Source organism: Pseudomonas gingeri (assembly GCF_013386165.1).
Lineage (GTDB): Bacteria > Pseudomonadota > Gammaproteobacteria > Pseudomonadales > Pseudomonadaceae > Aquipseudomonas > Aquipseudomonas gingeri_C.
This window is the reverse complement of record NZ_JACAOS010000033.1, coordinates 78,936-100,985: the sequence shown is the minus strand read 5'-3', so window position 1 is coordinate 100,985 and position 22,050 is coordinate 78,936. Positions and strand designations below refer to the sequence as shown.

Below are 22,050 nucleotides of genomic sequence, written 5' to 3'. Positions count from 1 at the left end.
CCATCGTTGCCCCGGCATTGCCCGAGAGCCCGGACCTGTTCCGCCTTGACGCGGCCAGTGTGAAGGTTGGCAGCCGAACCTTGTTGCACCCCATGGACCTGCGACTCAAGGAAGGACGTCTTTATGGCTTGATCGGCCATAACGGTTCGGGCAAGTCGACCCTGCTCAAGTTGTTGGCCCGCCAGCAGTTGGCCTCATCCGGTTCGCTGCGAATGAGCAACGAGCCGCTGCACGGTTGGTCGTCGCGGGCCTTTGCACGGCAGATCGCCTATCTGCCGCAACAGCCGCCCGAGGTCGACGGCCTGTTGGTGCGCGAGCTGGTGGCCCTGGGGCGGCATCCCTGGCACGGCGCCCTCGGTCGTTTTGGCGCGCAGGATCGTGAGTGGGTCGAGCAGGCGATGATCGCCACCGATGTGCTGCAGTATGCCGACCGCCCGGTGGACAGCCTCTCCGGTGGCGAGCGCCAGCGGGCGTGGATTGCCATGCTGGTGGCGCAGAATTGCCGCTGCATGCTGCTCGATGAGCCCACCTCGGCCCTGGATATCGGGCACCAGCTCGCGGTGCTCGAACTGGTTCGCAACCTGTGCGAGCAGCGCGGTATGGGGGCGGTGATCATCCTGCACGACGTCAACATGGCGGCGCGTTTCTGCGACGAAGTGATAGCCCTGCGCGAGGGCCACCTGCAATTGCAGATCAAGGCCAGCGAGATGCTTCAGGAAGCCCATCTCGAACAGGTCTATGGCGTGCCGATGGGCGTGCTGGCGGATCCGGCCAGTGGGCGTCTGATAGGTTTTCCACGATGAGCCTGGTGTTCAGCCGCCGGCGTATTCTGCAACTGATGGCCAGTGCGCCGCCGGCGTTATGGATGAGCCGACCATGGGCGTCAGCCTTGCCGACTGCGCCTTCGCGGATCGTCCCCCTGAGCTGGGAGCTGACCGAAACGCTGCTGGCGCTGGGGCATGCGCCCGTCGCCATGCCGCTGCCCGACTGGTATAGCAAGACCATCGTCGAGCCAGCGCTGCCCGAGGGTGTTCTCGATATCGGGCTGTTGTACCAGCCCAGTTTCGAAATACTCCAGCAACTGGCGCCCGACCTGCTGATCCTGACGCCCGGGCACGCCGAATTGCAGCCCTTGCTGGCGCGTGTGGCACCGACGGTCACGTTCGGGGCCTATATGGGGGCTGCACAACCCTATCCGGCGTTGCTCGAGGACACGCGGCAGATGGCGAATGTGCTCGACTGTCCGGCCCGGGCCCAGGCCTTGATTGCCGACACCGAGCAGCTCTTTGGAGCAGTGCGCCAGCGTTTGGCGGCGCAGCCGGGTGTTGCCACGGCGCCGACCTTTGTCGCCGATGCGGTCGATGAACACCACTTGCGGGTGTACGGCAACGGCAGCCTGTTCGATGCGGTGTTGCAGAAGATCGGCGTGAACAATGCGACCCATCCCATCGGGGCCATGAGCGAATCCTGGGTCACCAACTCGGCGGGTTTTGCCCTGGTGCCGCTGCAGCGCATTGCGCGTGTCCCCCAGGCCAACCTGCTGCTGGTGGGGCCGGTGGCCCCGAGCGTGCGGGCGGCCTTGCAGCTCAGCCCGGTCTGGCAGGCCATGCCTTGCGTGCGCGAGCGGCGGGTGGCGCTGTTGCCGGTGATTGCGCCTTATGGCGGTCTGTTCTCCATGCAACGCTTTGCCCGTGCGGTGGAGACGGCGTTGCTTCAAACGGCCCAGCGGGAGTCCGGTATTGTCTAGTTTTCGTCTACCTTTTGCCCCACGTGGCGGGCTGCTGCTGGTGGTCGGGCTGTTTGCCCTGGCGGTCGTATTGGCGCTGTTTCAAGTGAGTGCAACGCTGGAGGGCAGCTCCTGGTTGTCCGCGCTGCTGGCCCCGGATCGTGATGATGTGCGTCAGGTGCTGGTGCATGAGTCGCTGCTGCCGCGTGTGGCGATGGCGTTGCTCTGCGGCGCGGCGCTGGGCCTGGCCGGCACGCTGGTGCAACAGGTGTTGCGCAACCCTTTGGCCGAACCGATGACCCTGGGGATTTTCCCCGGGGCCTATCTGGCCTTGGCGTTCTATACGATCTATGTGCCCAGTGGCCTGCCGGGTGGCCGTGAGTTGGTGGCCTTGGGCGGTGGTGCCCTGGCGGTGTTGGCGGTACTGATGCTGGCCTGGCCGCAAAAGCTGTCGCCGATGGCGGTGATCCTCTCGGGCATGGTGGTCAATCTCTATTGCGGGGCGGTCAGCCTGGCGATGGCGTTGATTCACTACGACCTGTTGCTGGGGTTGCAGATCTGGGGCGGCGGCTCGCTGGAGCAGGCGGGCTGGCAACCCAGCGGCCATCTGGCCGCCGGTCTGGCGGCCTGCGTGCTGGCGGTATGGCTGGTTCGGCGGCCACTGGTGCTGCTCGACAGCGGTGAAAGCACCGCCCGCAGCCTCGGCGCGAAGGTCGAACGGACCCGGTTGATCGCCTTGCTGGTGGCCGTGGTACTGACGGCCCTGGTGGTGGCGCAGGTCGGCGTGATCGGCTTTCTCGGTCTTGCGGCCCCGGCGTTGGCGCGCCTGCTCGGGGCGCGAACCTTGTACCAGCGGCTGTGGTGGTCGACGTGCATCGGTGCGGCGATGTTGTCGGCGACCGACCAGGTAGTCCTGGTGCTGTCGAACACCGCTTCACTCTCGGCCCACCTGATTCCGACCGGTACCGTCACCTCATTGCTGGGCGTGCCGCTGCTGATCGCCATGCTGCCGCGTCTGCGCAAGGGGCTTGCCAGTCACTGGAAAGCCAATTGGCCGAGCAGCGCGGGTTTCACTGCCAGTCGTGGTTGGGGACTGGCGGTGCTGTTGTTCCTCGGTCTGTTGCTGTCCTTCATGGTTTCGCGCGGCCTGGACGGCTGGCGGGTTGCGACGGCGGCCCAGGTGAGCGCCTTGCTGTTCTGGCAACTGCCCCATACGGTGATCGCGGCCACTGCCGGCGGTTTGCTCGCGCTTGCCGGCACCTTGCTGCAACGGGCGACCGCCAACCCGATGGCCAGCCCGGATCTGCTGGGGGTCAGTTCGGGAGGGGCCTTGGGCATTGTCGTGGTGGTCTTTGCCGTCAGCCAGCCATCGCCGATCGTGCTGTTTGGCGCTTGCCTGGCCGGGTCGCTGGCGGCCCTCGGCGGGTTGCTGTGGCTGGGCCGTGGTGCGTTCAATCCGCAACGCCTGTTGCTGGTCGGTGTGGCGGTGAGTGCCTGGTTCCAGGCGATGGTCAGCGCGACCCTGGCCAGCGGCGATCCCCGTGCAGCCCTGATGCTCCAGCTGGTCACCGGTTCGATCTACTACATTCCTGCGGCATTGGCCTGGTTGAGCGCCGGGGTGATGGTGCTGGGCCTTTGCCTGGCGCCCTTGTTCACCCGTTGGCTCGAAGCCTTTTCGTTGGGGGAGGGGGCGGCGGCGAGTGTCGGCGTACCGGTTGCCCGTGCGCGGCTGCTGATACTGCTGTTCGCCGGTGTGCTCACCACCGTGGCGACCTTGCTGGTCGGCCCGTTGTCCTTCGTCGGTTTGCTGGCGCCCCATATCGCCCGCTTTGCCGGTGCCCGCCAGCCGCTGCAACAGCTATGGGTGGCGTCGGCGTTCGGCGCGGTGTTGATGGTCGTCTCGGAATGGCTGGGACGCCAGTGGGTGTTCCCCGAACAGATGCCGGCGGGGTTGGTGGCGACCTTGTTGGGAGGACCTTATCTGGTGCTGTTGATGCTCTATCGGCGCAAGTCCTGAAGCGTCAGGTCTGTATGAGGTCATCTTCCTCGGCGCTGACCTGGCAGTGCTGGGGCAGGTGGCGATACGAAGGGTTTCTCCGGTCGTGAAAAACCCATATAGTTGAGTGATTACTCATTTTATTTTGTGAAAATATCCCATGGCACGTCCTTTGAGTCCGGAAAAACGGATCGCCCTGTTGCAAGCGGCCATGCAGGCCGTGGCTGAGCAGGGGGTGCTGGCCAGCACGTCGAGCATTGCACGGCGTGCCGGCGTGGCCGAGGGAACGCTGTTCACCTACTTCAAGAGCAAGGAAGTGCTGTTCCAGGAGTTGTACTTGTACCTCAAGCGCAGCCTGGCGGGGGTCATGATGTCGGATTATCCGGCCGAGGCCGACTACCGGTTGCGTACGCAGTTCCTCTTCCAGCGTTATGTGAGCTGGGGAATGGGTAACGCCGTCGAGCGGGTCGTCCTGGCCCGGCTTTCGTCTTCCGGGCAGATATCGGAGGGCACGCGGGCATTGGCCACGGAGCCGTTTCTGGCGGTGTCCCGGATGATGCAGGAGGCAGTGCGCGACGGTGTGCTGGTCGATGCGCCCATCAGCTTCATTTCGTCCGTGATAGAAAACATCGCCAACACGGCGATTGAACATGCCGAAACGCTCCCTGGAGATGAGGCGCTTCACCGGCAGTTGGGATTCGATATGTTGTGGCGGGCAATCACGGTGTAGCTGTTTCTACACCGTGAATCTGCTGGTACCGATCCATGGCGGCAGCGTCGGCCGACGTGCCGCGTTCCCGGGTGGATCTCTACGGGATCTCATGTCCCTGAGCCGAGTACAGCAGTTCGAACCAGTGATCTTTGCTCAACGCCAACTGGCAGGCCTGTACCGACTCACGCAACACGTCAATGCGCCTTGACCCCGAGATGAGCAACGGTTGGCTGGGGAGGGCAAGCAACCACGCCATCAGGACCGTTGTGGCAGACGCGCCCAATTGCTCTCCTATGTGTCCCAGGGTCTCCTGGACGCGCCGGGCCACCGGGTCTGAACCGGTAAAAATACGTCCGCCGCCGAGGGGCGACCACAGCATGGGTGCGCACTTCAACTGCTGGGCCTGGTCGAAGGTCCCGTCATAGAGAGGGGACAGTTGCAGCAGTGAGCATTCGACCTGGTTGGTGACCAGTGAAAGACCGTTGGCGACCATCCGGTCCTGGAGCAGGGCGAATTGAGAGGGGGTAAAATTCGATACCCCGAAGTGTCTGACCTTGCCTGCCTGGTGCAACGCCTTGAAGGCCCGGGCCACTTCATCGGCATCCATCAACGGATCAGGGCGATGGATCAGCAGCGCGTCCAGGTACTCGGTATGCAGGGCACGCAGTGAGTTCTCGGCCGAGGCGACAATGTGCTCGAAACCGGTGTCATAGGTCTTGAGGCGATGGTCAGGCCGTCGAGACGAAACCAGTTTGATCCCACATTTACTGACCAGTTGCAGGTGTTCGCGCAGATGCGGTGCGACGGCCAGTACTTCGCCAAACAAGGCTTCGGACTGATAGTTGCCGTAAATGTCCGCGTGATCGAAGCTCGTCACCCCGAGTTCCAGGGCGGCTTCAATCAGTTGCTGGCGTTCATGGACTGACAGGGACCACTCGCTCAAACGCCACATGCCAAAGATGATGCGTGAAAACTCCGGTCCTTGGGGGGTGAGGGATATACGAGAAGAGACGCCCATTAACAGTTCCTTATAGATGGCCAATAGAGTGGGTTGCCAGGCAGTTGGGTTGAATACGCTAAGCCGTTTGCCGAGTCCAGCGTTTCCCATGACCCGGTTATAAGCAACGAACACTTTCGGTTGAGACAAGGGCAGGCAGTCCACGGCCAACCTATGCTCCTTGGCTGTACCAGAGGACCTGGTAAACACGAGGAGTCTTTCATGTTCAAGAAGCTACTACTGCTGCTTTGCATGGTTCTGGCTGCTTGCAGCCCGGTGGACGTGAGCACCTACCGCCAGGAAACGCCCAAGCTGGAATTACGCAAGTTCTTCGAGGGCCGAGTCGAAGCCTGGGGCATGTTCCAGAAGCGTTCGGGCGAGGTGGTCAAGCGTATGCATGTGCAAATCAATGGTCACTCCGAAGGTGACGCGCTGATCCTCGACGAGTCTTTCACCTACAGCGACGGCACGACACAGAAGCGGGTCTGGACCCTGACTCCGCAAGGCCCCGGACTGTGGCGTGGTACAGCAGGCGACGTGGTGGGTGAGGCGAGCGGTGAGTTGGCGGGAAATACCCTGCACTGGCGCTATACGCTGAACCTGCCGGTGGACGGCAAGGTTTATGAAGTTCACCTGGATGACTGGATGTACCTGCTGGACGAAAACACCATGGCCAACCGATCGTTGATGACCAAGTTCGGCGTGGAGGTGGGGCAGGTCACGCTGTTCTTCCGCAAGCAGCCGTGAGTCGGTTGGCGGGTCTTCCGGCCGGCAGTCGGCCCGCCCGTTCACATTCATCGGCATCCGTTTGTTGAATGTTTAATCCCTATATATGGGATGTATAAATATATATTGAGATTTGTTTCTGCAAAGGCCTATAGTCGCCCCATCAGCTCTACGCACTCACTGTCCAAAAACAAATTCAGGTGAAGCGATGCAGGCGCAATTGATCGCACTCGATTGGGGAACCACTTCCCTTCGGGCTTACAAACTCGCGGCTGGCGGCCAGGTGCTCGAACAGCGTTCGCTGTCGTCGGGGATCATGCAGTTGCCCAGCGTGCCGCGGATCATCGCCGGGCAGATGTGCTCCGAAGGTTTCGAACTGGCTTTCGATGAAGCCTGCGGTGACTGGCTGCAAGCTCAGCCCGACCTTCCCGTGATCGCCTGTGGCATGGTCGGCAGTGCCCAGGGATGGCGTGAAGCCGCTTACTGCGACACCCCGGCGAATGTCGCCCAGCTCGGTACCTCGTTGAAAACCCTGCGCAGCCTGCGCGGCGTCGACGTGCATATCGTGCCCGGGGTGATTCAGCGTTCACGCTTGCCGAATGTGATGCGCGGCGAAGAAACCCAGGTCCTCGGCGTACTGCAAAGTCTGCCAGTAGGCGCGGGCGACAATCTGTTGATCGGCTTGCCGGGCAGCCACTCGAAATGGGTGGAAGTGGTCGACGGCTGCATCGTGCATTTCGACACCTTCATGACCGGCGAGTTGTTCGCCGTCCTCAGTGAACACAGCATTCTGGGTCGTACTCAACAACGTGGCGCGCCCTTTGATGGCCTGGCGTTTGATCGCGGCGTGCAGGTGGCCTTGTCCACCGACGGCCAGATCGGTCCGCTTTCGACCTCGTTCAGCGCCCGCAGCCTTGGCCTGACGGGCGAATTGAGTGGCACCGAACAAGTCGACTACCTGTCGGGTCTGTTGATTGGTCATGAGCTTACGGCCCTGGCCGGCGTGCAACGCCGCCGCCGCGATAACGTCCAACTACCCTCGGTCATCCTGATCGGCAACTCGCAACTTTGTGCTCGTTATGGCCGGGCGCTCGATGCCTGCGGTTTTGCCCCGGTCAGCCTGGCCGAAAACGCCACCGAGCGCGGTTTATGGCACCTGGCCGAAGCGGCCGGACTGCTCCGCTGAGCGCCTGCGTTCAACTACCAAGAGGTTTGACATGCTCAAGCAAGCACTGGCGAAAAACGGCCTGATCGCGATCCTCCGTGGCCTGCGCCCGCAAGAGGCAGCGGCTATCGGCGAGGTGCTGTACCAAGCCGGTTTTCGCGTCATTGAAGTGCCCCTTAATTCGCCTGAACCCTACGACAGTATCCGCATCCTGCGCAGCCTCTTGCCCGCTGATTGCCTGATCGGCGCCGGGACGGTGTTGACCGCCGAACAGGTCGAACAAGTGAAGGCGGCCGGCGGGCAGGTGATTGTCATGCCCCACAGTGACCCCAAAGTCCTGCGCGCGGCCAAGGCGGCGGGCCTGTACCTGTCGCCGGGTGTCGCCACCCCGACCGAAGCCTTTGCTGCGTTGGCCGAAGGCGCCGATGTGCTGAAGATGTTCCCGGCGGAGCAGATGGGCCCGGCGGTGGTCAAGGCCTGGTTGGCGGTATTACCTGCGGGCACCTTGCTGCTTCCGGTAGGCGGGATTACCCCCGACAACATGCAGGTGTTTGTCGAGGCCGGCGTGGGTGGTTTCGGCCTGGGTTCCGGGCTGTTCAAACCGGGGCTGACACCTGACGAAGTGGCGGTCCGCGCCAAAGCTTATGTGCAGGCATGGAACGCGTTGCGTTAAGACTTTCCGGCGCCGTGTGCGCTGCCTCTGAACACGAGAGACAACACGATGAAAATCACCAAACTGACGACCTTTATCGTTCCACCGCGCTGGTTGTTCCTCAAGGTCGAAACCGACGAGGGCGTGACGGGTTGGGGCGAGCCGGTGGTCGAAGGCCGTGCTCACACCGTCGCCGCGGCCGTGGATGAGCTGTCGGACTATTTGATCGGCAAGGACCCACGCAATATAGAAGACATCTGGACCGTGCTCTATCGCGGCGGTTTCTACCGTGGCGGCGCGGTGCACATGAGCGCCCTGGCCGGGATCGATCAGGCGCTCTGGGACATCAAGGGCAAGGCGCTGGGCGTCTCGGTCAGCGATCTGCTGGGCGGGCAGGTCCGCGACAAGATTCGTGTCTACTCGTGGATCGGCGGCGACCGTCCGGCGGATACCGCCCGGGCGGCGAGGGAGGCCGTCGAGCGGGGTTTCACGGCGGTCAAAATGAACGGCACTGAAGAGCTGCAATTCGTCGACAGCTTCGAGAAGGTCGACCTGGCGCTGGCCAACGTTGCTGCCGTGCGCGACGCGGTGGGGCCGAATGTCGGCATCGGCGTGGATTTCCATGGCCGGGTCCACAAACCCATGGCCAAGGTGCTGATGAAGGAACTCGACGCCTACAAGCTGATGTTTATCGAAGAGCCGGTGCTCAGCGAAAACTACGAAGCCTTGAAGGAACTGGCACCGTTGACCAGTACGCCGATTGCGCTGGGCGAGCGTTTGTTCTCCCGTTGGGATTTCAAGCGGGTGCTCAGCGAGGGGTATGTCGACATCATCCAGCCGGATGCTTCCCATGCCGGTGGCATCACCGAAACCCGCAAGATCGCCAACATGGCCGAAGCCTATGACGTGGCCTTGGCGCTGCATTGCCCGTTGGGCCCGATTGCGCTGGCGGCGTGCCTGCAACTGGACGCGGTTTGCTACAACGCGTTCATCCAGGAACAGAGCCTGGGTATCCATTACAACGAAAGCAACGACCTGCTGGACTACGTCAAGGATCCGCGGGTGTTCGACTACGACAAGGGCTTTGTGAAGATCCCCAACGGCCCGGGCCTGGGCATCGAGATCAACGAAGCGTACGTCATCGAGCGCGCCGCCATCGGCCACCGCTGGCGCAACCCGATCTGGCGTCATGCCGACGGCAGCTTTGCCGAGTGGTGAGTCCATGGACCCGACGAGAGGATCAGTCATGCAATGGCAACCAGTGAGTGAACAGCGCTTCATGTTGGCGGAAGGTCCGTTCTGGGACGGCCCGACCCAGACGTTGTACTGGGTGGATATCGCCGCCCGGCTGGCTTGCCGCCTGAGCCAGGGGCGTTACCAGCAGTGGCAGTTGCCCGAAGCCGTGTCGGCGTTTATTCCGTGCGAGCGTGGTGATGCGTTGGTGACCCTGGCCAGTGGGGTCTATCGTCTTGACCTCGACTCCCCGTCGCAGCAGCCGGTCCTGACCCTGTTCTGCGTGGCCGACCCCATCAGCGGCAACCGTCCGAACGAGGCCCGTTGCGATACGCAGGGGCGATTGTGGATGGGCAGCATGCAAAACAACCTGGCCGCCGATGGCAGTGACCTGCCGATCACCCGGCGTTCGGGCGGCCTGTTCCGGATCGATGCGGATTCCCGCGTCACTCCGCTGCTGGAGGGGCAGGGCATCGTCAACACCTTGCTTTGGGATGCCACGGGCAGCCAGCTCTACTGTGCCGACAGCCTCGACGGCGAACTTTATCGTTATGCCATCGAGGCCGATGGTTCCCTGGGCGCGCGCAGCCACTGGGCGCAGCCATCGCCCCGTGGCGTGCCGGACGGTTCGGCCATGGACAGCCAGGGCTACGTCTGGAACGCCCGTTGGGGAGGCCATTGCCTGATCCGTTATGCCCCCGATGGCACGCTAGATCGGGTCATCGAGTTACCCGTCGAATTCCCCACCAGTTGTGTTTTCGGCGGGCCCGACCTGTCCACGCTTTACGTCACCAGCGCCCGCCCGGCGAGCAGCCGGGGAGGCGACGACACCTCGCTGGACGGTGCGTTGTTGAGCGCCAATGTCGGCGTGAAAGGCTTGGCCTGTCAGCGTTTTTCAGGCTGAAACCCGACCTGTCCCAGGTGCCGGACACTTTATTTACAGGAGTATTTGAAATGGCTGAATCGCTGTCTTTACCCGAGGTTCCGGAGCCTACCTACGGTGACCGGCTGAAAGACAAAGTGGTGGTGGTGACCGGTGCGGCCCAGGGGATCGGCGAGGCGATTGTCGCCTGCTTCCAGGCCCAACAGGCGCGGCTGGTGATCGGTGATATCCAGGGCGAGAAAGTCGAACGTGTCGCCGCCCGCTGGCGTGAGCGTGGCGCGCAGGTCCATGCCCAGGCCGTGGACATCACGTCCAAGGAGCAATGGCGGTCCCTGGTGGACCTGGCCATCGAGCGTTTCGGCCGTGTCGACGTGCTGGTCAACTGTGCCGGCGTGAATGTGTTTCGCGACCCGCTGGAGATGAGCGACGAAGATTGGCGGCGCTGTTTCGCCATCGACCTGGACGGTGCCTGGTACGGTTGCCGCACGGTATTGCCGCACATGATCGAGCAGGGCATCGGCAACATCATCAACATCGCCTCGACCCATTCCAGCCACATCATCCCCGGCTGCTTTCCCTACCCGGTGGCCAAGCATGGCCTGCTCGGGCTGACGCGGGCGCTGGGTATCGAGTACGCGCCCAAGGGCATTCGGGTCAACGCCATTGCGCCGGGGTATATCGAAACCCAGCTCAATGTCGATTACTGGAACGGTTTCGACGATCCCCACGCCGAGCGCCAGCGGGCCTTCGACCTGCACCCGCCGCGACGTATCGGCCAGCCGATCGAGGTGGCGATGACGGCGTTGTTCCTGGCCACCGACGAGGCACCGTTCATCAATGCCACCTGCCTGATGATCGATGGTGGCCGTTCAGTGCTTTATCACGAGTAACAGCCAGCCGGTCGCAGGGCCGGGCCGCATTTTCGTACGTAACAAACCAATAAAAACAAGAGGGTTACTTATGTTCATTCAACGCAACATCCGCTCTCTGACCTGCGCCGCGGCGCTGGTCGCCGCCACCAGCTTCACCGGTTGGGTTTCGGCCGAAGAGGTCAAGATCGGCTTTCTGGTCAAGCAGGCCGAGGAGCCCTGGTTCCAGACCGAATGGGCCTTTGCCGAAAAGGCGGGTAAGGACAAGGGCTTCACCGTGATCAAGATCGCGGTCCCCGATGGCGAGAAGACCCTGTCAGCCATTGACACCCTGGCCGCCAATGGCGCAAAGGGTTTTGTCATCTGCCCGCCGGACACCTCCCTGGGCCCGGCGATCATGGCCAAGGCCAAGCTCAACGGCTTGAAGGTCCTGGCCGTGGATGACCGCTTTGTCGATGCCCACGGCAAGCCTATGGAGGATGTTCCCTACGTCGGCCTGGCGGCGTTCAAGATCGGCCAGAAGCAAGGCACGGCCATGGCTGATGAAGCGAAGAAGCGCGGCTGGGATTTGAATGCCACCTACGCCGTGATCAATACCTTCGACGAACTCGACACCGGCAAGAAACGCACCGACGGTTCGGTGGATGCGCTCAAGGCCGCAGGCCTGCCGGCGGACCATATCCTCTTCACCGCGCAGAAAACCCTCGATGTCCCCGGCAGCATGGACTCCACCAACTCGGCCCTGGTCAAGCTGCCGAGCACGGCGAAGAACCTGCTCGTCGGCGGCATGAATGACAGTGCCGTGCTGGGCGGCGTGCGGGCCACTGAAAGCGCAGGCTTCAAGGCGGCGAATGTGATCGGTGTCGGCATCAACGGCACGGACGCCATCGGCGAGCTGAAAAAAACCGACAGCGGCTTCTACGGTTCGATGCTGCTGAGCCCCGATACCTCGGGTTATGAAACCGCCAGCCAGATGTTCACCTGGGTCAGCACCGGCAAGGAACCCGCCAAGTACACCGCCCTGGACAACGTGACGTTGATTACCCGCGCCAACTTCCAGCAAGAGCTGACCAAGATCGGGCTGTGGAAATGACGCACTGCCGGCGCAACGGCTGGACTTTGCGCCTGACGTCCATCCTCTCGGTTGCGCCTCGCGTGGCCGGGTGCGGGAGATAAGTTATGTTGGAACAATCGAAGGCGGCCGCAAGCCTGCGCTTCAACGCTATCGGCAAGGAGTTCCCCGGGGTCCGGGCGCTGGCGCAGATCAGTTTCGAGGCGCGGCCCGGCAGCGTGCATGCGCTGATGGGCGAGAACGGCGCGGGCAAGTCGACCCTGCTGAAGATCCTCGGCGGGTTCTATTCGCCCAACAGCGGCAACCTGCAGATTGGCGAGCAGGTCCTGAGTTTCAGGTCGGCAGCCGACAGCATTGCCCATGGCGTTGCGGTGATCCACCAGGAGCTGCAACTGGTGCCGGAAATGACGGTGGCCGAGAACCTGCTGCTGGGGCATATGCCCTCGCGCCTGGGTATCGTCAATCGTGGTGCGATGGTGCGCCAGGCACGGGAGCTGCTCAAGGGGCTGGCCGACGAGATCGACCCCAATGCCCGATTGGGCAGCCTGTCCCTGGGGCAGCGGCAAATGGTCGAGATCGCCAAGGCCATGTCCCGCAATGCCCATGTAATTGCCTTCGACGAGCCCACCAGCAGTCTGTCGGCGCGGGAGATCGAGCGGCTGATGGTGATCATCGCCCGGCTGCGGGATGAGGGGCGGGTGATTCTGTATGTCTCCCATCGCATGGAAGAGGTATTTCGTATTTGCGATGCGGTGACGGTGTTCAAGGACGGGCGTTTTGTCTGCACCTTCGAGGACATGCAGCAACTGAGCGTCGACCGGCTGGTGAACTGCATGGTCGGGCGCGATATCGAGGACATCTACAACTACCGTCCTCGCCCGCACGGCGGCGAGGCCTTGCGGGTCGAGGGTCTGCTCGGACCGGGCGTGCAGGAACCGGCGAGTTTCAGTGTGAAGCAGGGCGAGATCCTCGGGCTGTTCGGCCTGGTCGGCGCCGGGCGCACCGAACTGCTGCGGCTGCTGGCCGGGCTGTCCCGCAGCAAGGCCGGACGCCTGGTGTTGCATGGGCAGACGGCGACGTTCAAATCGCCCCGTGATGCTATCGCGGCGGGTGTGTTGTTGTGCCCGGAGGACCGCAAGAAGGAAGGCATCGTGCCCCGCGCCAGTGTTGCGGAGAACATCAATATCAGCGCCCGTGCTGATCACGCCGGTTTCGGCTGGCTGATCCGCGGTGGTTGGGAGCGGGACAATGCCCAGCAGCAGATCGCGGCATTGAATATCCGTACGCCTTCGGCCAGTCAGCCGATTCTCTACCTGTCCGGTGGCAACCAGCAGAAGGCCATTCTGGGTCGCTGGCTGTCGATGTCGATGAAGGTGCTGCTGCTCGATGAGCCGACCCGGGGCATCGACATCGGTGCCAAGGCCGAGATCTACAAGATCATCTACCACCTTGCCGAGCAGGGGATCGCGGTGATCGTGGTGTCCAGCGACCTGATGGAGGTCATGGGCATCTCCGATCGCATCCTGGTCATGAGCGAAGGCGCGATCACCGGTGAGCGTTTACGGGGCGAGGCAGACGAAGCCTCCTTGTTGCAACTGGCCCTCCCGCGTTCGCGGGACTGAAAATCCATTGAGGTGTCTATGTCACAGGTTAAAAATTCACAGGCCTTCTGGCTGGGCCTGAACCAGCGCAAGTTCTTCGACGATTGGGTAATGCTGCTCGCGGCCATCGGCATTTTTGTGCTCTGTGCGCTGTTTATCGATAACTTCATGTCCTCGCTGAACATGCGTGGCCTGGGCCTGGCGATTTCCACCACGGGGATTGCCGCGTGCACCATGTTGTTCTGCCTCGCGTCGGGGCATTTCGACCTGTCGGTGGGCTCGGTGATCGCCTGTGCGGGGGTGGTCGCCGGTATTGTGATTCGCGATACCGACAGCGTGTTTTTCGGTGTCTCGGCGGCGCTGGCCATGGGGCTGTGCGTGGGCCTGATCAACGGCATCGTGATCGCCAAGTTGCGGGTCAACGCGCTGATCACCACCCTGGCGACCATGCAGATCGTGCGCGGCCTGGCCTATATCTTCTCCAACGGCAAGGCCGTGGGCGTGATGGACGAAGGCTTCTTTGTTTTCGGCAATGGGCAGTTGTTCGGCGTGCCGGTGCCGATCGTGATCACCGTGCTGTGCTTCCTGTTCTTCGGCTGGCTGCTCAACTACACCACCTACGGGCGCAACACCATGGCCATCGGCGGTAACCCGGAAGCCGCGCTGCTGGCCGGTGTGCATGTGGACCGGACCAAGATCATCATCTTCGCCGTGCATGGGGTGATCGGTGCACTGGCGGGGGTGATCCTGGCCTCGCGTATGACTTCGGGCCAGCCGATGATCGGCCAAGGGTTCGAGCTGACGGTGATTTCCGCCTGCGTGCTGGGTGGGGTTTCCTTGAGCGGCGGGATCGGTTTGATTCGTCATGTGATTGCCGGGGTGCTGATTCTGGCGATCATCGAGAACGCGATGAACCTGAAGAATATCGACACCTTTTACCAGTACGTCATTCGCGGCTCGATTCTCCTGGTGGCGGTGATCATCGATCGTCTCAAGCAGCGTTGAAGGTGCACGGGTTAACAGCGAGCCGGTGAGCGGCCATAATGGCCTTGGTTTTCATAGACCCTTTGATAAGGCTGGATATGCTGGACGACACACCCAAAAACGCCAAGGACACCGCACCCACCGGCACCCAGACTTTGCTCCGGGGGCTGGGCGTGGTGCAGGCGGTGGCCAGCGGTGCGCGGGATCTCAAGGAGATTGCCCGGCTCATCGGCACCACCCGCAGCACCACCCATCGGCTGGCCAGTTGTCTGGTGGACGAACGTTATCTGCGGGTGGTGCCGCAAGTCGGTTATCTGTTGGGCCCCAAGCTGATCGAACTGGGCTTCCAGGCCCGTGAGGCCCTGCCGCTGGTGACCCTGGCCACGCCGTTCCTGGATGAGTTGTCGGCGTTGACCGGCGACACCATCCACCTGGCCATCCGTGAAGACGATGACGTGCTTTACCTGCACAAGAATCCGGGGCGCAATGGTCCGGAAATGCGTTCGCGGGTGGGGCATCGCATGCCGCTGGCGCGGACCGGGATCGGCAAGGCGCTGATGCTCGACTGTTCGCGGCAGGAATGGCAGCGCCTGTATCAGGTCAGCCTGCCGGTGGGCGGCAAGAACATCCTCTGGCCCCAGCATGTGGAGCCGACCTGGGAGCAGTTCCAGGCGCGGATGCTGGAGTATGTGGCGGGCGGTTATGCGTTCGACCTGGAAGACAATGAACCGTCGATCCGTTGCGTGGCCGCGCCCATACGCGATGCCAGCCGGAAAATCATCGCGGGCATCAGTATCGCCAGTACGGTGCCTTATATGCCGCTGGAGAAAATGGCTGAGTTGATCCCGCAGATCAAAAGCGCGGCGGCACGTATTTCCGCGGAGTTGGGCGCCAAGTCCTGAGGGAGCGTTGAGCCCCCTCAGGCGGATGGCCGTCATGGCATTTGCGGCAGCTCTTGAGGCCGCAGGTCAAAGACCAGCACTTCGGCATCCGCGCCGTTGCTCAAGGTCAGCACCTGTTCATCGCGAACCCGCACGCCATCGCCTTCCTGCAACGGCACGCCATTGAGTTCGACACTGCCCCGGGCCACGTGCACATAGGCGTAACGGTTGGCGGCCAACTCCAGGGTGGCGCTTTCCTTGCCGTCAATCAGTGCGGCATAAACCCGTGCGTCCTGGCGCACGCTTAGCGAGCCCTTGGCGCCGTCAGGTGAAATGATCAGTTGTAGCCGCCCGCGTTTTTTCTGGGTACTGAAGTGCTCTTGCTGATAACGCGGCTTGGCACCGCTGACGTCCGGCACGATCCAGATTTGCAGGAAGTGCACCCCTCGGGTCGTCGAGTGGTTGAACTCACTATGGGCTACGCCGCTGCCGGCGCTCATCAATTGCACGTCGCCGGGGCGGATCACCGAGCCGGTGCCGAGGGTGTCCTTGTGCTCCAGGGCGCCTTCGAGCACATAGGAGAAAATCTCCATGTCCCGGTGCGGGTGTTGGCCGAAGCCCTTGCCGGCCGAGACCCGGTCGTCGTTGATCACCAGCAGGTCGGAAAAACCCTGCTCCCGTGGGTTGCGATAGTTGGCGAAAGAAAAGGTATGGAATGACTTCAACCAACCGTGATTGGCCGCGCCACGATCAGAGGCTTTGCGAAGGGTCAGCATGATGAAATCTCCTGTAGGGACGTGGGGTCGTCCGAGTGAGGAGAAGATTAATGTTTACGCCGTGGTGCAATAAGTAGATGAAAACTGAAATACTGTCTCGTTGAAGTTGACAATGATGGACGGCGAATCACGTATTCTTGTCCGACGATCGTGCTGCACGCGGTCATGCTGTTCAGCGTCGAGGTGACGCTTTCATTTCTTTGAGACCAGTGATTTCCAACCCATGAAAACCGTGGCAATGGTGCTGTTTCCAGACTTTCTTCTGCTCGATATGGCCGGTCCCATGGAGGTGTTTTCCATCGCCAATCGTTACCTGGCCCCGGACGACCACTATCAGTTGTCGATGATCGGCACTGAGCCCGGGGCGCTACGGGCTTCCAACGGCGTCAGGGTTCAGGCCGACGTGCATATCGATCAGGCGTGCGAGGGTTATGACCTGTTGCTGGTGCCGGGGGGACCTGGGGCCTATGAACAAAAACATCCGCAGTTGCTCGCCTGGCTCCAGGGTGCTGTCACACGGGTGACCTGCTATGGCTCGATCTGCACCGGGGCGTTTGTGTTGGGACATGCCGGTTTGCTGGACGGCTATCGCGTGACGACTCACTGGCACTACACGGAGCGGTTGATCAAGGGCTTTCCCAAGGCGAGGGTGGAGGTCGATCAGATTTACGTCCAGGACCGCAACCTGATCACCTCGGGTGGCGTCACGGCAGGTATCGACCTGGCACTGGCCGTGGTCGCTCAGGATCATGGCAAGAAAGTCGCTCAGGACGTCGCCAAGGTGCTGTTGGTGGTGATGAAACGCCAGGGCGGGCAGGCGCAGTTCAGCCCGTTGATGGCGGCGGTGGCACCCCATGAAACGCCGGTGACCCGGGTTCAACACCATGTGCTCGAGCACCTGGATGAGGCCTTCAGCATCGAACGCATGGCCGGTCTGGCGAACATGAGTGCGCGGCATTTCGCCCGGGTATTTGCCCAGGAAGTGAACATGACACCGATGGCGTTTCTGCAAAACGCACGCATCGACAGTGCCAGAAATCTTTTGGAAACCAGTGACTTGCCACTCAAGACCGTGGCCTACAAGAGTGGCTTCGGCAGTGTGCGACATATGCGTTTTCTGTTCAGTGAGAAGCTCGGCTTGACCCCCACCCAGTACCGCCTACAGTTCAGCTAGGCGCTCTTGTCCGTTCCGCGCACCGGGATGGCTGTAACGCTCCTCCCGTGCCGGTTGTACCGTCAGCCATGCCTGCCAAGATATCCATGAACTTTTATTCAGGGAGGTGCGGGAGCCTGGGCCGACGCGCGCAACGGAGGATGCAGTCCCTTGAGCCGGGCCAGGTTTTCAGCACGTGAGCGTGCATGAACAACCTCAGACATTCAAACAGCGACGCATTGCTGCAGTTCGGGCCCTATGTGTTCCACCTGCGGCAACGGCTGGTCCTGGAGGGCGATCGGCCGTTGCGCTTGGGCGGGCGGGCGCTGGATATTTTGCAGGTGCTGGTCGAGCAGGCAGGCAACGTGGTCAGCAAGGACGCGCTGATTGCCCTCGTCTGGCCCCACTCGGTGGTCGAGGAGATCAACCTGCGTGTTCACATCGCCGCCCTGCGTCGCGCCCTTGATGAGGGGCAGGGCGGGCAACGTTACATCGTCAACATTCCCCAGCGCGGTTACAGCTTCATCGCCCCGGTGCAGCGTGTTCTGCAGAGGACAGCGGTTTCGCTCGACACTGTTCAGAAGCCCGTGCATAACCTGCCTGCGCGGCTGACGTCGATCACCGGTCGAGACTCGCTGGTTGGCAGTGTGGTCCGGCAGTTGCCGGTTCGACGTTTCATGACCCTGGTGGGGCCGGCAGGTATCGGCAAGACCACGGTGGCCTTGCGCGTGGCTGAACTGCTGTTGCAGCACTATCGCGACGGTGTCTGGCTCATCGATCTGGCGGCAATCGATGAGCCTGGGCAGATGATCGAGCACCTGACTCGAACCCTGGCGCTGGACGGCGGGGTGGATGCGCTGGTGCCGTGGCATGCCTTGTTGGTGCTGGACAATGGCGAGCACCTGCTCGAAGGCTGTCGAACCTTGGTAGACGCGTTGCTGGCATCGGCGCCACGACTGTCGATCCTGGTCACCAGTCGCGAACCGCTGCTGCTGTCGGCTGAAACCGTGCTGCGTCTGCCGCCCTTGGCCGTGCCACCAATGTCGGCGTTGCACAACGTGGCCGAAGTCATGGGCTATTCGGCGGTGCAGCTGTTTGTCAGTCGGGTCCGAGCCCGCCAGCAGACCTTTAGCTTGCGCGAGCGGGACCTCAAGGCCGTGTGCGAAATCTGCCGTCGACTCGATGGTTTGCCGTTGGCCATCGAGCTGGCAGCGGCGCAAATCGATGCGCTGGCACTGGTGGGGCTGCAGGCCCAGTTGGGTAACTGCCTGCAATTGCTGGCTCACGGCCGGCGCACCGCCGTTGCGCGGCATCAAACCCTCAAATCCGCCTTGGACTGGAGCTATCAGCGGCTGAGCCCGCTGGAGCAAACCGTATTGTTGGCACTGGCGGTGTTCAAAATGGCCTTTACGCTGGAGACGGCCATCGGCGTCATCAGTTGTGCGGTGCTGCGACCCACCAGCCTGGTGGACGTGATGGAACGACTGGCGCGCAAATCGCTGCTGTCGGTGGAGCAGGGCAAGGGCATGACACGTTACCAATTGCTCAACACCACCCGCACCTTCGCGCTGGACAAGCTTGAACACAGCGGCATGCTGCGGGCGTTTGAAATGCGTTATACCCGCTACTTCAACCGGACGCGTTGGCCATCAGGCAGCGCCGTGTCGTTGCAGTTCATTGAGCAACTGGCGGACTTTGCTTAAGTCCGGTGTGGCAAAGCCTTCGGTGAACCGGGCGTAGATCGGTGCGAGCAGGTCATGAGCTGGCTGATAGCGACCCTGGCGCTGCCACAACTGAGCCAGTGAGGTGGCACTGCGCAGCTCCCAGGCCAGGGCGCCCTGGTCTTTTGCCACGCCCAATGCCTTGAGCAAAACGGCCTCGGCCTCGCTCGCGCGGTTTTCTGCCAGCAGCCTGTGCGCCCTGGCCCGCAGGATCTCCGCCGTGCTCCAGCCTGCCATGCCGGTTTCGGCCCGCTCCAGCAAGGCGTCATCGATAAAGCGGGTGTCCAGCGTCACCATGATTTCCTTGATCAGCCCGGTACCGGGTGGCGGCAAGGCGTCCCCTTCGACCTGATCCATCACCTGCGCATAGTGTCGGGCCCAGGTGTGGAACAGCAGCACCGAATGTTTCTGCGCCTGCTCCAATAGCAGGCGCAAGTGTTCGCGGGCAGTCTGGGTATCGCCGTTGTAGTGGGCGATCAGGCATCCGGACAGCGCCAGGGTGTAGCAGATGGACGTGCCGTGGTCGATCTGGAGGGCAATGTCGAGGGCCTGGCGGGCAGTACGCCAGGCTCTCTCTGGATGACCTTGCAGCCAGAGGACCCGTGACAGAATCGTCAGGGCGGCGACACTCTGGTCGTATTGCACGCCAAAGCCACGGGTGAAGCGATTGAGGTGCCCGCTCTGGGTCAGGCGCTGGATGACGTGCTCGGCATTCTCCCGCGCTTGCGGCTGATCCCCGGAAAAATGCAAGGCCAGCACTCGCAAGCGGTGGGCGCTGAGGGATATCGCGGCGTGGCCGTCGCCGTGCAGCCCCAGTCGGTCGAACTGCTGGCTTTGCTCCAGGGCCAGTTGGTAGTTGCCGCAACTGAGGTTGACCGCCATGTGTCCGGACACGGCCTTGAGCTGACCGGCCACATCCTGGCAGCGCTCGGCCAGGGTTCTGGCGGTCACGAAGGCTTCGATGGTTTCGGCAGTCCCCCCTTGGGCGTGGTAGCAGGAGCTGCCCAGGGCCAGCTTGAGGGCCATGGTCAAGCGCGGGCAGGGCTCGGCGGCGGCCTCCAGCAGTGCCAGGGCTTGACGCACGCAGGTGCCATGTTCATTGAGCAGCGACAGTTCCTGCCACAGCGGCGTGGAGGCTGCCGTCAAACGGATGGCCAGTACCTGCGGGCCCTGGGCATTCAAGCCCCAGTCGAGCGCCGCGCGAATGTCTTCCAGGCCTCTGGCGTAACGCTCAACCCAGAGCTCGGACGGGGTTTGCTCCCAGTCGTTCTGGGCCTGGTGCATCAAGGCCAGGCAACGCTCGACGTGACGTTCGCGGACATCCTGCATTTCAGCGGCCTGGTCGAGTTTTTCCAGGGCGTAGCTACGGGTGGTGTCCAGCAGGCGATAAAACACCTCCTCGTCGCCGACCTCCACGTTCAGCAAGGACTTGGCCACCAGTTGCGTGATCGAGGCAAAAATCATGTGGGGCTCGATGTGCTCGCCGACGATGACCGCCGCTGCCGATTCGAGGGTAAAACCGCCCCTGAAGATGCCCAGCCGGCGCAGGCAGGTCTGCTCGCAGGCATTGAGCAGCTCGAAGCTCCAGTCCAGTGTTGCGCGTAAGGTCTGATGACGACCCAGGGTCACCTGGTTGTCGTGGGTCAGCAGGCGAAAACTGCCTTGCAGTTGCGTCAGCAATCCGTGGATACCCAGGTGGGCCACTTGCGCGGCCGCCAGTTCGATGGCCAGTGGAATGCCATCCAGGCGCCGGCAGATCTCAATCGCCAGGGGCAGTTCGTCGTCGCTCAACTCGAAGCTGTCGTGGCTGCTCATCGCCCGCTCGACAAACAGTTGCAGGGCCGAGAAGGTCAGGGCCTGGGTTCGGTCCAGCGCGGCGACGGGCGGTGGGCAGTCCAGCGATTCCAGGCGCTGCACGCATTCGCCTTCGGCCCGCAGGCTCTCACGGCTGGTGGCGAGGATATGCACCTGTGGCGCGCCGCGCAGGATGCTCTCGCAGAGCAGCGCAATGGCATCGACCAGGTGTTCGCAGTTGTCGATGACCAGTAGCATCCGGCGCTCGCGCAGAAACGTCGCCAGGCTGCTCATCGGCTCGCTGTCATGCAGGTTCAGGCCCAGCAGCGTCGCCAGATGGGCGCTGATCATCCGCGGATCGCTGATCGGAGCCAGGTCCAGCAGCCGAATACCGTCTCGATAATGGCCGATCAGTTGTTCGGCGACACGCAGGGCCACCGTGGTCTTGCCCATGCCACCGGGGCCGACCAGGGTGATGAAGCGCTGGGCAGGCAGTTGCGTCACGACCGTCGCCACCAGTGTCTGACGCCCGATCATGCGGGTGCGACGCACGGGGAGGTTGTGACCGCTCGGCGGGGGTGAGTCGCTTTCGGGGCTTTGCTCTATGGCCTCCAGAGAGAAGGGTGCGACAAAGCTGTAGCCCCGTTGAGCGACGGTGACGATGTAGCGCTGGCCGGCTTGACCGTCACCGAGGGCTTTGCGCAGTGCGGCCATGTGCACCCGCAGATTGGTGTCTTCGACCACGCTTTTGGGCCAGATCCGTGCGATCAGTTGTTGTTTGCTGACCACATTCCCGGCGTTCTCCAGCAGGATCAACAGAATGTCCATGGCGCGCCGGCCCAGGCGCAGGGGTTGATCGCCTTCCATGATCAGGCGCTGTCCAGGGTAGATCCGGTAGGGGCCGAAATGCACGGCTTGCACGGTGGAAAGGGTCAACGGCGCGTTCCTTCTGTCTTACGGTATTCGGGCATGTTCCCCAGGTTTATTCATCAGCGCAATCGGGGCCTTTCTTACGCCCTTGAAAATTAACAACGTTTAACTCGTCCTGTTTCCGGTCTGGCCCAAAGATCCAATCCTTCAATCGATTTATTCACCCAGACACCTTGAGA

General features: G+C 62.3%; 19 protein-coding genes. 16 read left to right on the top strand and 3 right to left on the bottom strand.

The window, feature by feature from the left end; all coding sequences use genetic code 11:
• The first annotated feature begins 35 nt into the window (after positions 1-35).
• From HX866_RS32970 to HX866_RS32955, 4 genes are all read left to right on the top strand, one after another.
• Positions 36-803, top strand: a complete 768-nt coding sequence (locus tag HX866_RS32970) for an ATP-binding cassette domain-containing protein (protein ID WP_371316719.1) — start codon at positions 36-38, stop codon at positions 801-803.
• A complete protein-coding gene (locus HX866_RS32965) occupies positions 800-1,747 on the top strand; it encodes an ABC transporter substrate-binding protein (protein WP_177141197.1) in 948 nt (315 codons plus the stop codon). Before HX866_RS32970 ends, HX866_RS32965 begins: the two co-directional genes overlap by 4 nt.
• Positions 1,740-3,743: a Fe(3+)-hydroxamate ABC transporter permease FhuB gene (gene fhuB / locus HX866_RS32960; RefSeq protein WP_256345057.1), complete on the top strand. Its 2,004-nt coding sequence runs from the start codon at positions 1,740-1,742 to the stop codon at positions 3,741-3,743. Before HX866_RS32965 ends, fhuB begins: the two co-directional genes overlap by 8 nt.
• A 139-nt stretch (positions 3,744-3,882) precedes the next feature.
• A complete protein-coding gene (locus tag HX866_RS32955; protein WP_177097117.1) occupies positions 3,883-4,452 on the top strand; it encodes a TetR/AcrR family transcriptional regulator in 570 nt (189 codons plus the stop codon).
• Between the two features lie 79 nt (positions 4,453-4,531).
• On the opposite strand, the gene HX866_RS32950 is transcribed toward HX866_RS32955, so the two are convergent.
• A complete protein-coding gene (locus HX866_RS32950) occupies positions 4,532-5,452 on the bottom strand; it encodes an aldo/keto reductase (RefSeq protein WP_256345056.1) in 921 nt (306 codons plus the stop codon).
• Positions 5,453-5,653: 201 nt separating this feature from the next.
• On the opposite strand from HX866_RS32950, the gene HX866_RS32945 reads away from it, so the two are divergent.
• From HX866_RS32945 to HX866_RS32900, 10 genes are all read left to right on the top strand, one after another.
• Positions 5,654-6,178, top strand: a complete 525-nt coding sequence (locus HX866_RS32945) for a DUF3833 domain-containing protein (RefSeq protein ID WP_177097116.1) — start codon at positions 5,654-5,656, stop codon at positions 6,176-6,178.
• Positions 6,179-6,365: 187 nt separating this feature from the next.
• A complete protein-coding gene (locus tag HX866_RS32940; protein WP_177097115.1) occupies positions 6,366-7,343 on the top strand; it encodes a 2-dehydro-3-deoxygalactonokinase in 978 nt (325 codons plus the stop codon).
• A 31-nt stretch (positions 7,344-7,374) separates the two neighbouring features.
• Positions 7,375-7,995 carry a 2-dehydro-3-deoxy-6-phosphogalactonate aldolase gene (locus HX866_RS32935; protein WP_177097113.1) on the top strand — a complete coding sequence of 207 codons (621 nt, stop codon included), beginning with the start codon at positions 7,375-7,377 and terminating at the stop codon, positions 7,993-7,995.
• A 48-nt stretch (positions 7,996-8,043) separates the two neighbouring features.
• A complete protein-coding gene (gene dgoD / locus HX866_RS32930) occupies positions 8,044-9,192 on the top strand; it encodes a galactonate dehydratase (protein ID WP_177097111.1) in 1,149 nt (382 codons plus the stop codon).
• Positions 9,193-9,220: 28 nt separating this feature from the next.
• Complete coding sequence (locus HX866_RS32925) at positions 9,221-10,111, top strand: SMP-30/gluconolactonase/LRE family protein (RefSeq protein ID WP_177141195.1); 891 nt, start codon at positions 9,221-9,223, stop codon at positions 10,109-10,111.
• A 50-nt stretch (positions 10,112-10,161) separates the two neighbouring features.
• Positions 10,162-10,980, top strand: coding sequence for an SDR family oxidoreductase (locus HX866_RS32920; RefSeq protein ID WP_177097106.1), 819 nt, complete (start codon positions 10,162-10,164; stop codon positions 10,978-10,980).
• A 70-nt stretch (positions 10,981-11,050) separates the two neighbouring features.
• Positions 11,051-12,052 carry a substrate-binding domain-containing protein gene (locus HX866_RS32915; RefSeq protein ID WP_177141194.1) on the top strand — a complete coding sequence of 334 codons (1,002 nt, stop codon included), beginning with the start codon at positions 11,051-11,053 and terminating at the stop codon, positions 12,050-12,052.
• A gap of 86 nt (positions 12,053-12,138) precedes the next feature.
• Positions 12,139-13,653 (top strand): L-arabinose ABC transporter ATP-binding protein AraG, encoded by a 1,515-nt coding sequence (gene araG / locus HX866_RS32910; RefSeq protein ID WP_177097102.1) that lies wholly within the window; start codon positions 12,139-12,141, stop codon positions 13,651-13,653.
• An 18-nt stretch (positions 13,654-13,671) separates the two neighbouring features.
• Positions 13,672-14,637: an L-arabinose ABC transporter permease AraH gene (gene araH, locus HX866_RS32905; protein ID WP_177097100.1), complete on the top strand. Its 966-nt coding sequence runs from the start codon at positions 13,672-13,674 to the stop codon at positions 14,635-14,637.
• Positions 14,638-14,714: 77 nt separating this feature from the next.
• Positions 14,715-15,518 carry an IclR family transcriptional regulator gene (locus HX866_RS32900; protein ID WP_177141193.1) on the top strand — a complete coding sequence of 268 codons (804 nt, stop codon included), beginning with the start codon at positions 14,715-14,717 and terminating at the stop codon, positions 15,516-15,518.
• Between the two features lie 32 nt (positions 15,519-15,550).
• On the opposite strand, the gene HX866_RS32895 is transcribed toward HX866_RS32900, so the two are convergent.
• Positions 15,551-16,273 carry a pirin family protein gene (locus HX866_RS32895; protein ID WP_177097096.1) on the bottom strand — a complete coding sequence of 241 codons (723 nt, stop codon included), beginning with the start codon at positions 16,271-16,273 and terminating at the stop codon, positions 15,551-15,553.
• Between the two features lie 223 nt (positions 16,274-16,496).
• Here HX866_RS32895 and HX866_RS32890 point away from each other — a divergent pair, with 223 nt between their 5' ends.
• Positions 16,497-17,447 (top strand): GlxA family transcriptional regulator, encoded by a 951-nt coding sequence (locus HX866_RS32890; RefSeq protein ID WP_177123756.1) that lies wholly within the window; start codon positions 16,497-16,499, stop codon positions 17,445-17,447.
• A 185-nt stretch (positions 17,448-17,632) separates the two neighbouring features.
• Complete coding sequence (locus HX866_RS32885; protein WP_177123754.1) at positions 17,633-19,129, top strand: ATP-binding protein; 1,497 nt, start codon at positions 17,633-17,635, stop codon at positions 19,127-19,129.
• On the opposite strand, the gene HX866_RS32880 is transcribed toward HX866_RS32885, so the two are convergent.
• A complete protein-coding gene (locus HX866_RS32880) occupies positions 19,076-21,877 on the bottom strand; it encodes an ATP-binding protein (protein ID WP_177141192.1) in 2,802 nt (933 codons plus the stop codon). The two genes, HX866_RS32885 and HX866_RS32880, sit on opposite strands and share 54 nt — an antisense overlap.
• Positions 21,878-22,050 lie beyond the last annotated feature (173 nt).

What these genes read in the sequence shown, in the direction of transcription:
- HX866_RS32965 (WP_177141197.1), top strand. Translation starts at nt 800, where the DNA reads ATGAGCCTGGTGTTCAGCCGCCGGCGTATTCTGCAACTGATGGCCAGT.
- HX866_RS32955 (WP_177097117.1), top strand. Translation starts at nt 3,883, where the DNA reads ATGGCACGTCCTTTGAGTCCGGAAAAACGGATCGCCCTGTTGCAAGCG.
- HX866_RS32950 (WP_256345056.1), bottom strand. Translation starts at nt 5,452, where the DNA reads ATGGGCGTCTCTTCTCGTATATCCCTCACCCCCCAAGGACCGGAGTTT.
- HX866_RS32945 (WP_177097116.1), top strand. Translation starts at nt 5,654, where the DNA reads ATGTTCAAGAAGCTACTACTGCTGCTTTGCATGGTTCTGGCTGCTTGC.
- HX866_RS32940 (WP_177097115.1), top strand. Translation starts at nt 6,366, where the DNA reads ATGCAGGCGCAATTGATCGCACTCGATTGGGGAACCACTTCCCTTCGG.
- HX866_RS32935 (WP_177097113.1), top strand. Translation starts at nt 7,375, where the DNA reads ATGCTCAAGCAAGCACTGGCGAAAAACGGCCTGATCGCGATCCTCCGT.
- dgoD (WP_177097111.1), top strand. Translation starts at nt 8,044, where the DNA reads ATGAAAATCACCAAACTGACGACCTTTATCGTTCCACCGCGCTGGTTG.
- HX866_RS32925 (WP_177141195.1), top strand. Translation starts at nt 9,221, where the DNA reads ATGCAATGGCAACCAGTGAGTGAACAGCGCTTCATGTTGGCGGAAGGT.
- HX866_RS32920 (WP_177097106.1), top strand. Translation starts at nt 10,162, where the DNA reads ATGGCTGAATCGCTGTCTTTACCCGAGGTTCCGGAGCCTACCTACGGT.
- HX866_RS32915 (WP_177141194.1), top strand. Translation starts at nt 11,051, where the DNA reads ATGTTCATTCAACGCAACATCCGCTCTCTGACCTGCGCCGCGGCGCTG.
- araG (WP_177097102.1), top strand. Translation starts at nt 12,139, where the DNA reads ATGTTGGAACAATCGAAGGCGGCCGCAAGCCTGCGCTTCAACGCTATC.
- araH (WP_177097100.1), top strand. Translation starts at nt 13,672, where the DNA reads ATGTCACAGGTTAAAAATTCACAGGCCTTCTGGCTGGGCCTGAACCAG.
- HX866_RS32900 (WP_177141193.1), top strand. Translation starts at nt 14,715, where the DNA reads ATGCTGGACGACACACCCAAAAACGCCAAGGACACCGCACCCACCGGC.
- HX866_RS32895 (WP_177097096.1), bottom strand. Translation starts at nt 16,273, where the DNA reads ATGCTGACCCTTCGCAAAGCCTCTGATCGTGGCGCGGCCAATCACGGT.
- HX866_RS32890 (WP_177123756.1), top strand. Translation starts at nt 16,497, where the DNA reads ATGAAAACCGTGGCAATGGTGCTGTTTCCAGACTTTCTTCTGCTCGAT.
- HX866_RS32885 (WP_177123754.1), top strand. Translation starts at nt 17,633, where the DNA reads ATGAACAACCTCAGACATTCAAACAGCGACGCATTGCTGCAGTTCGGG.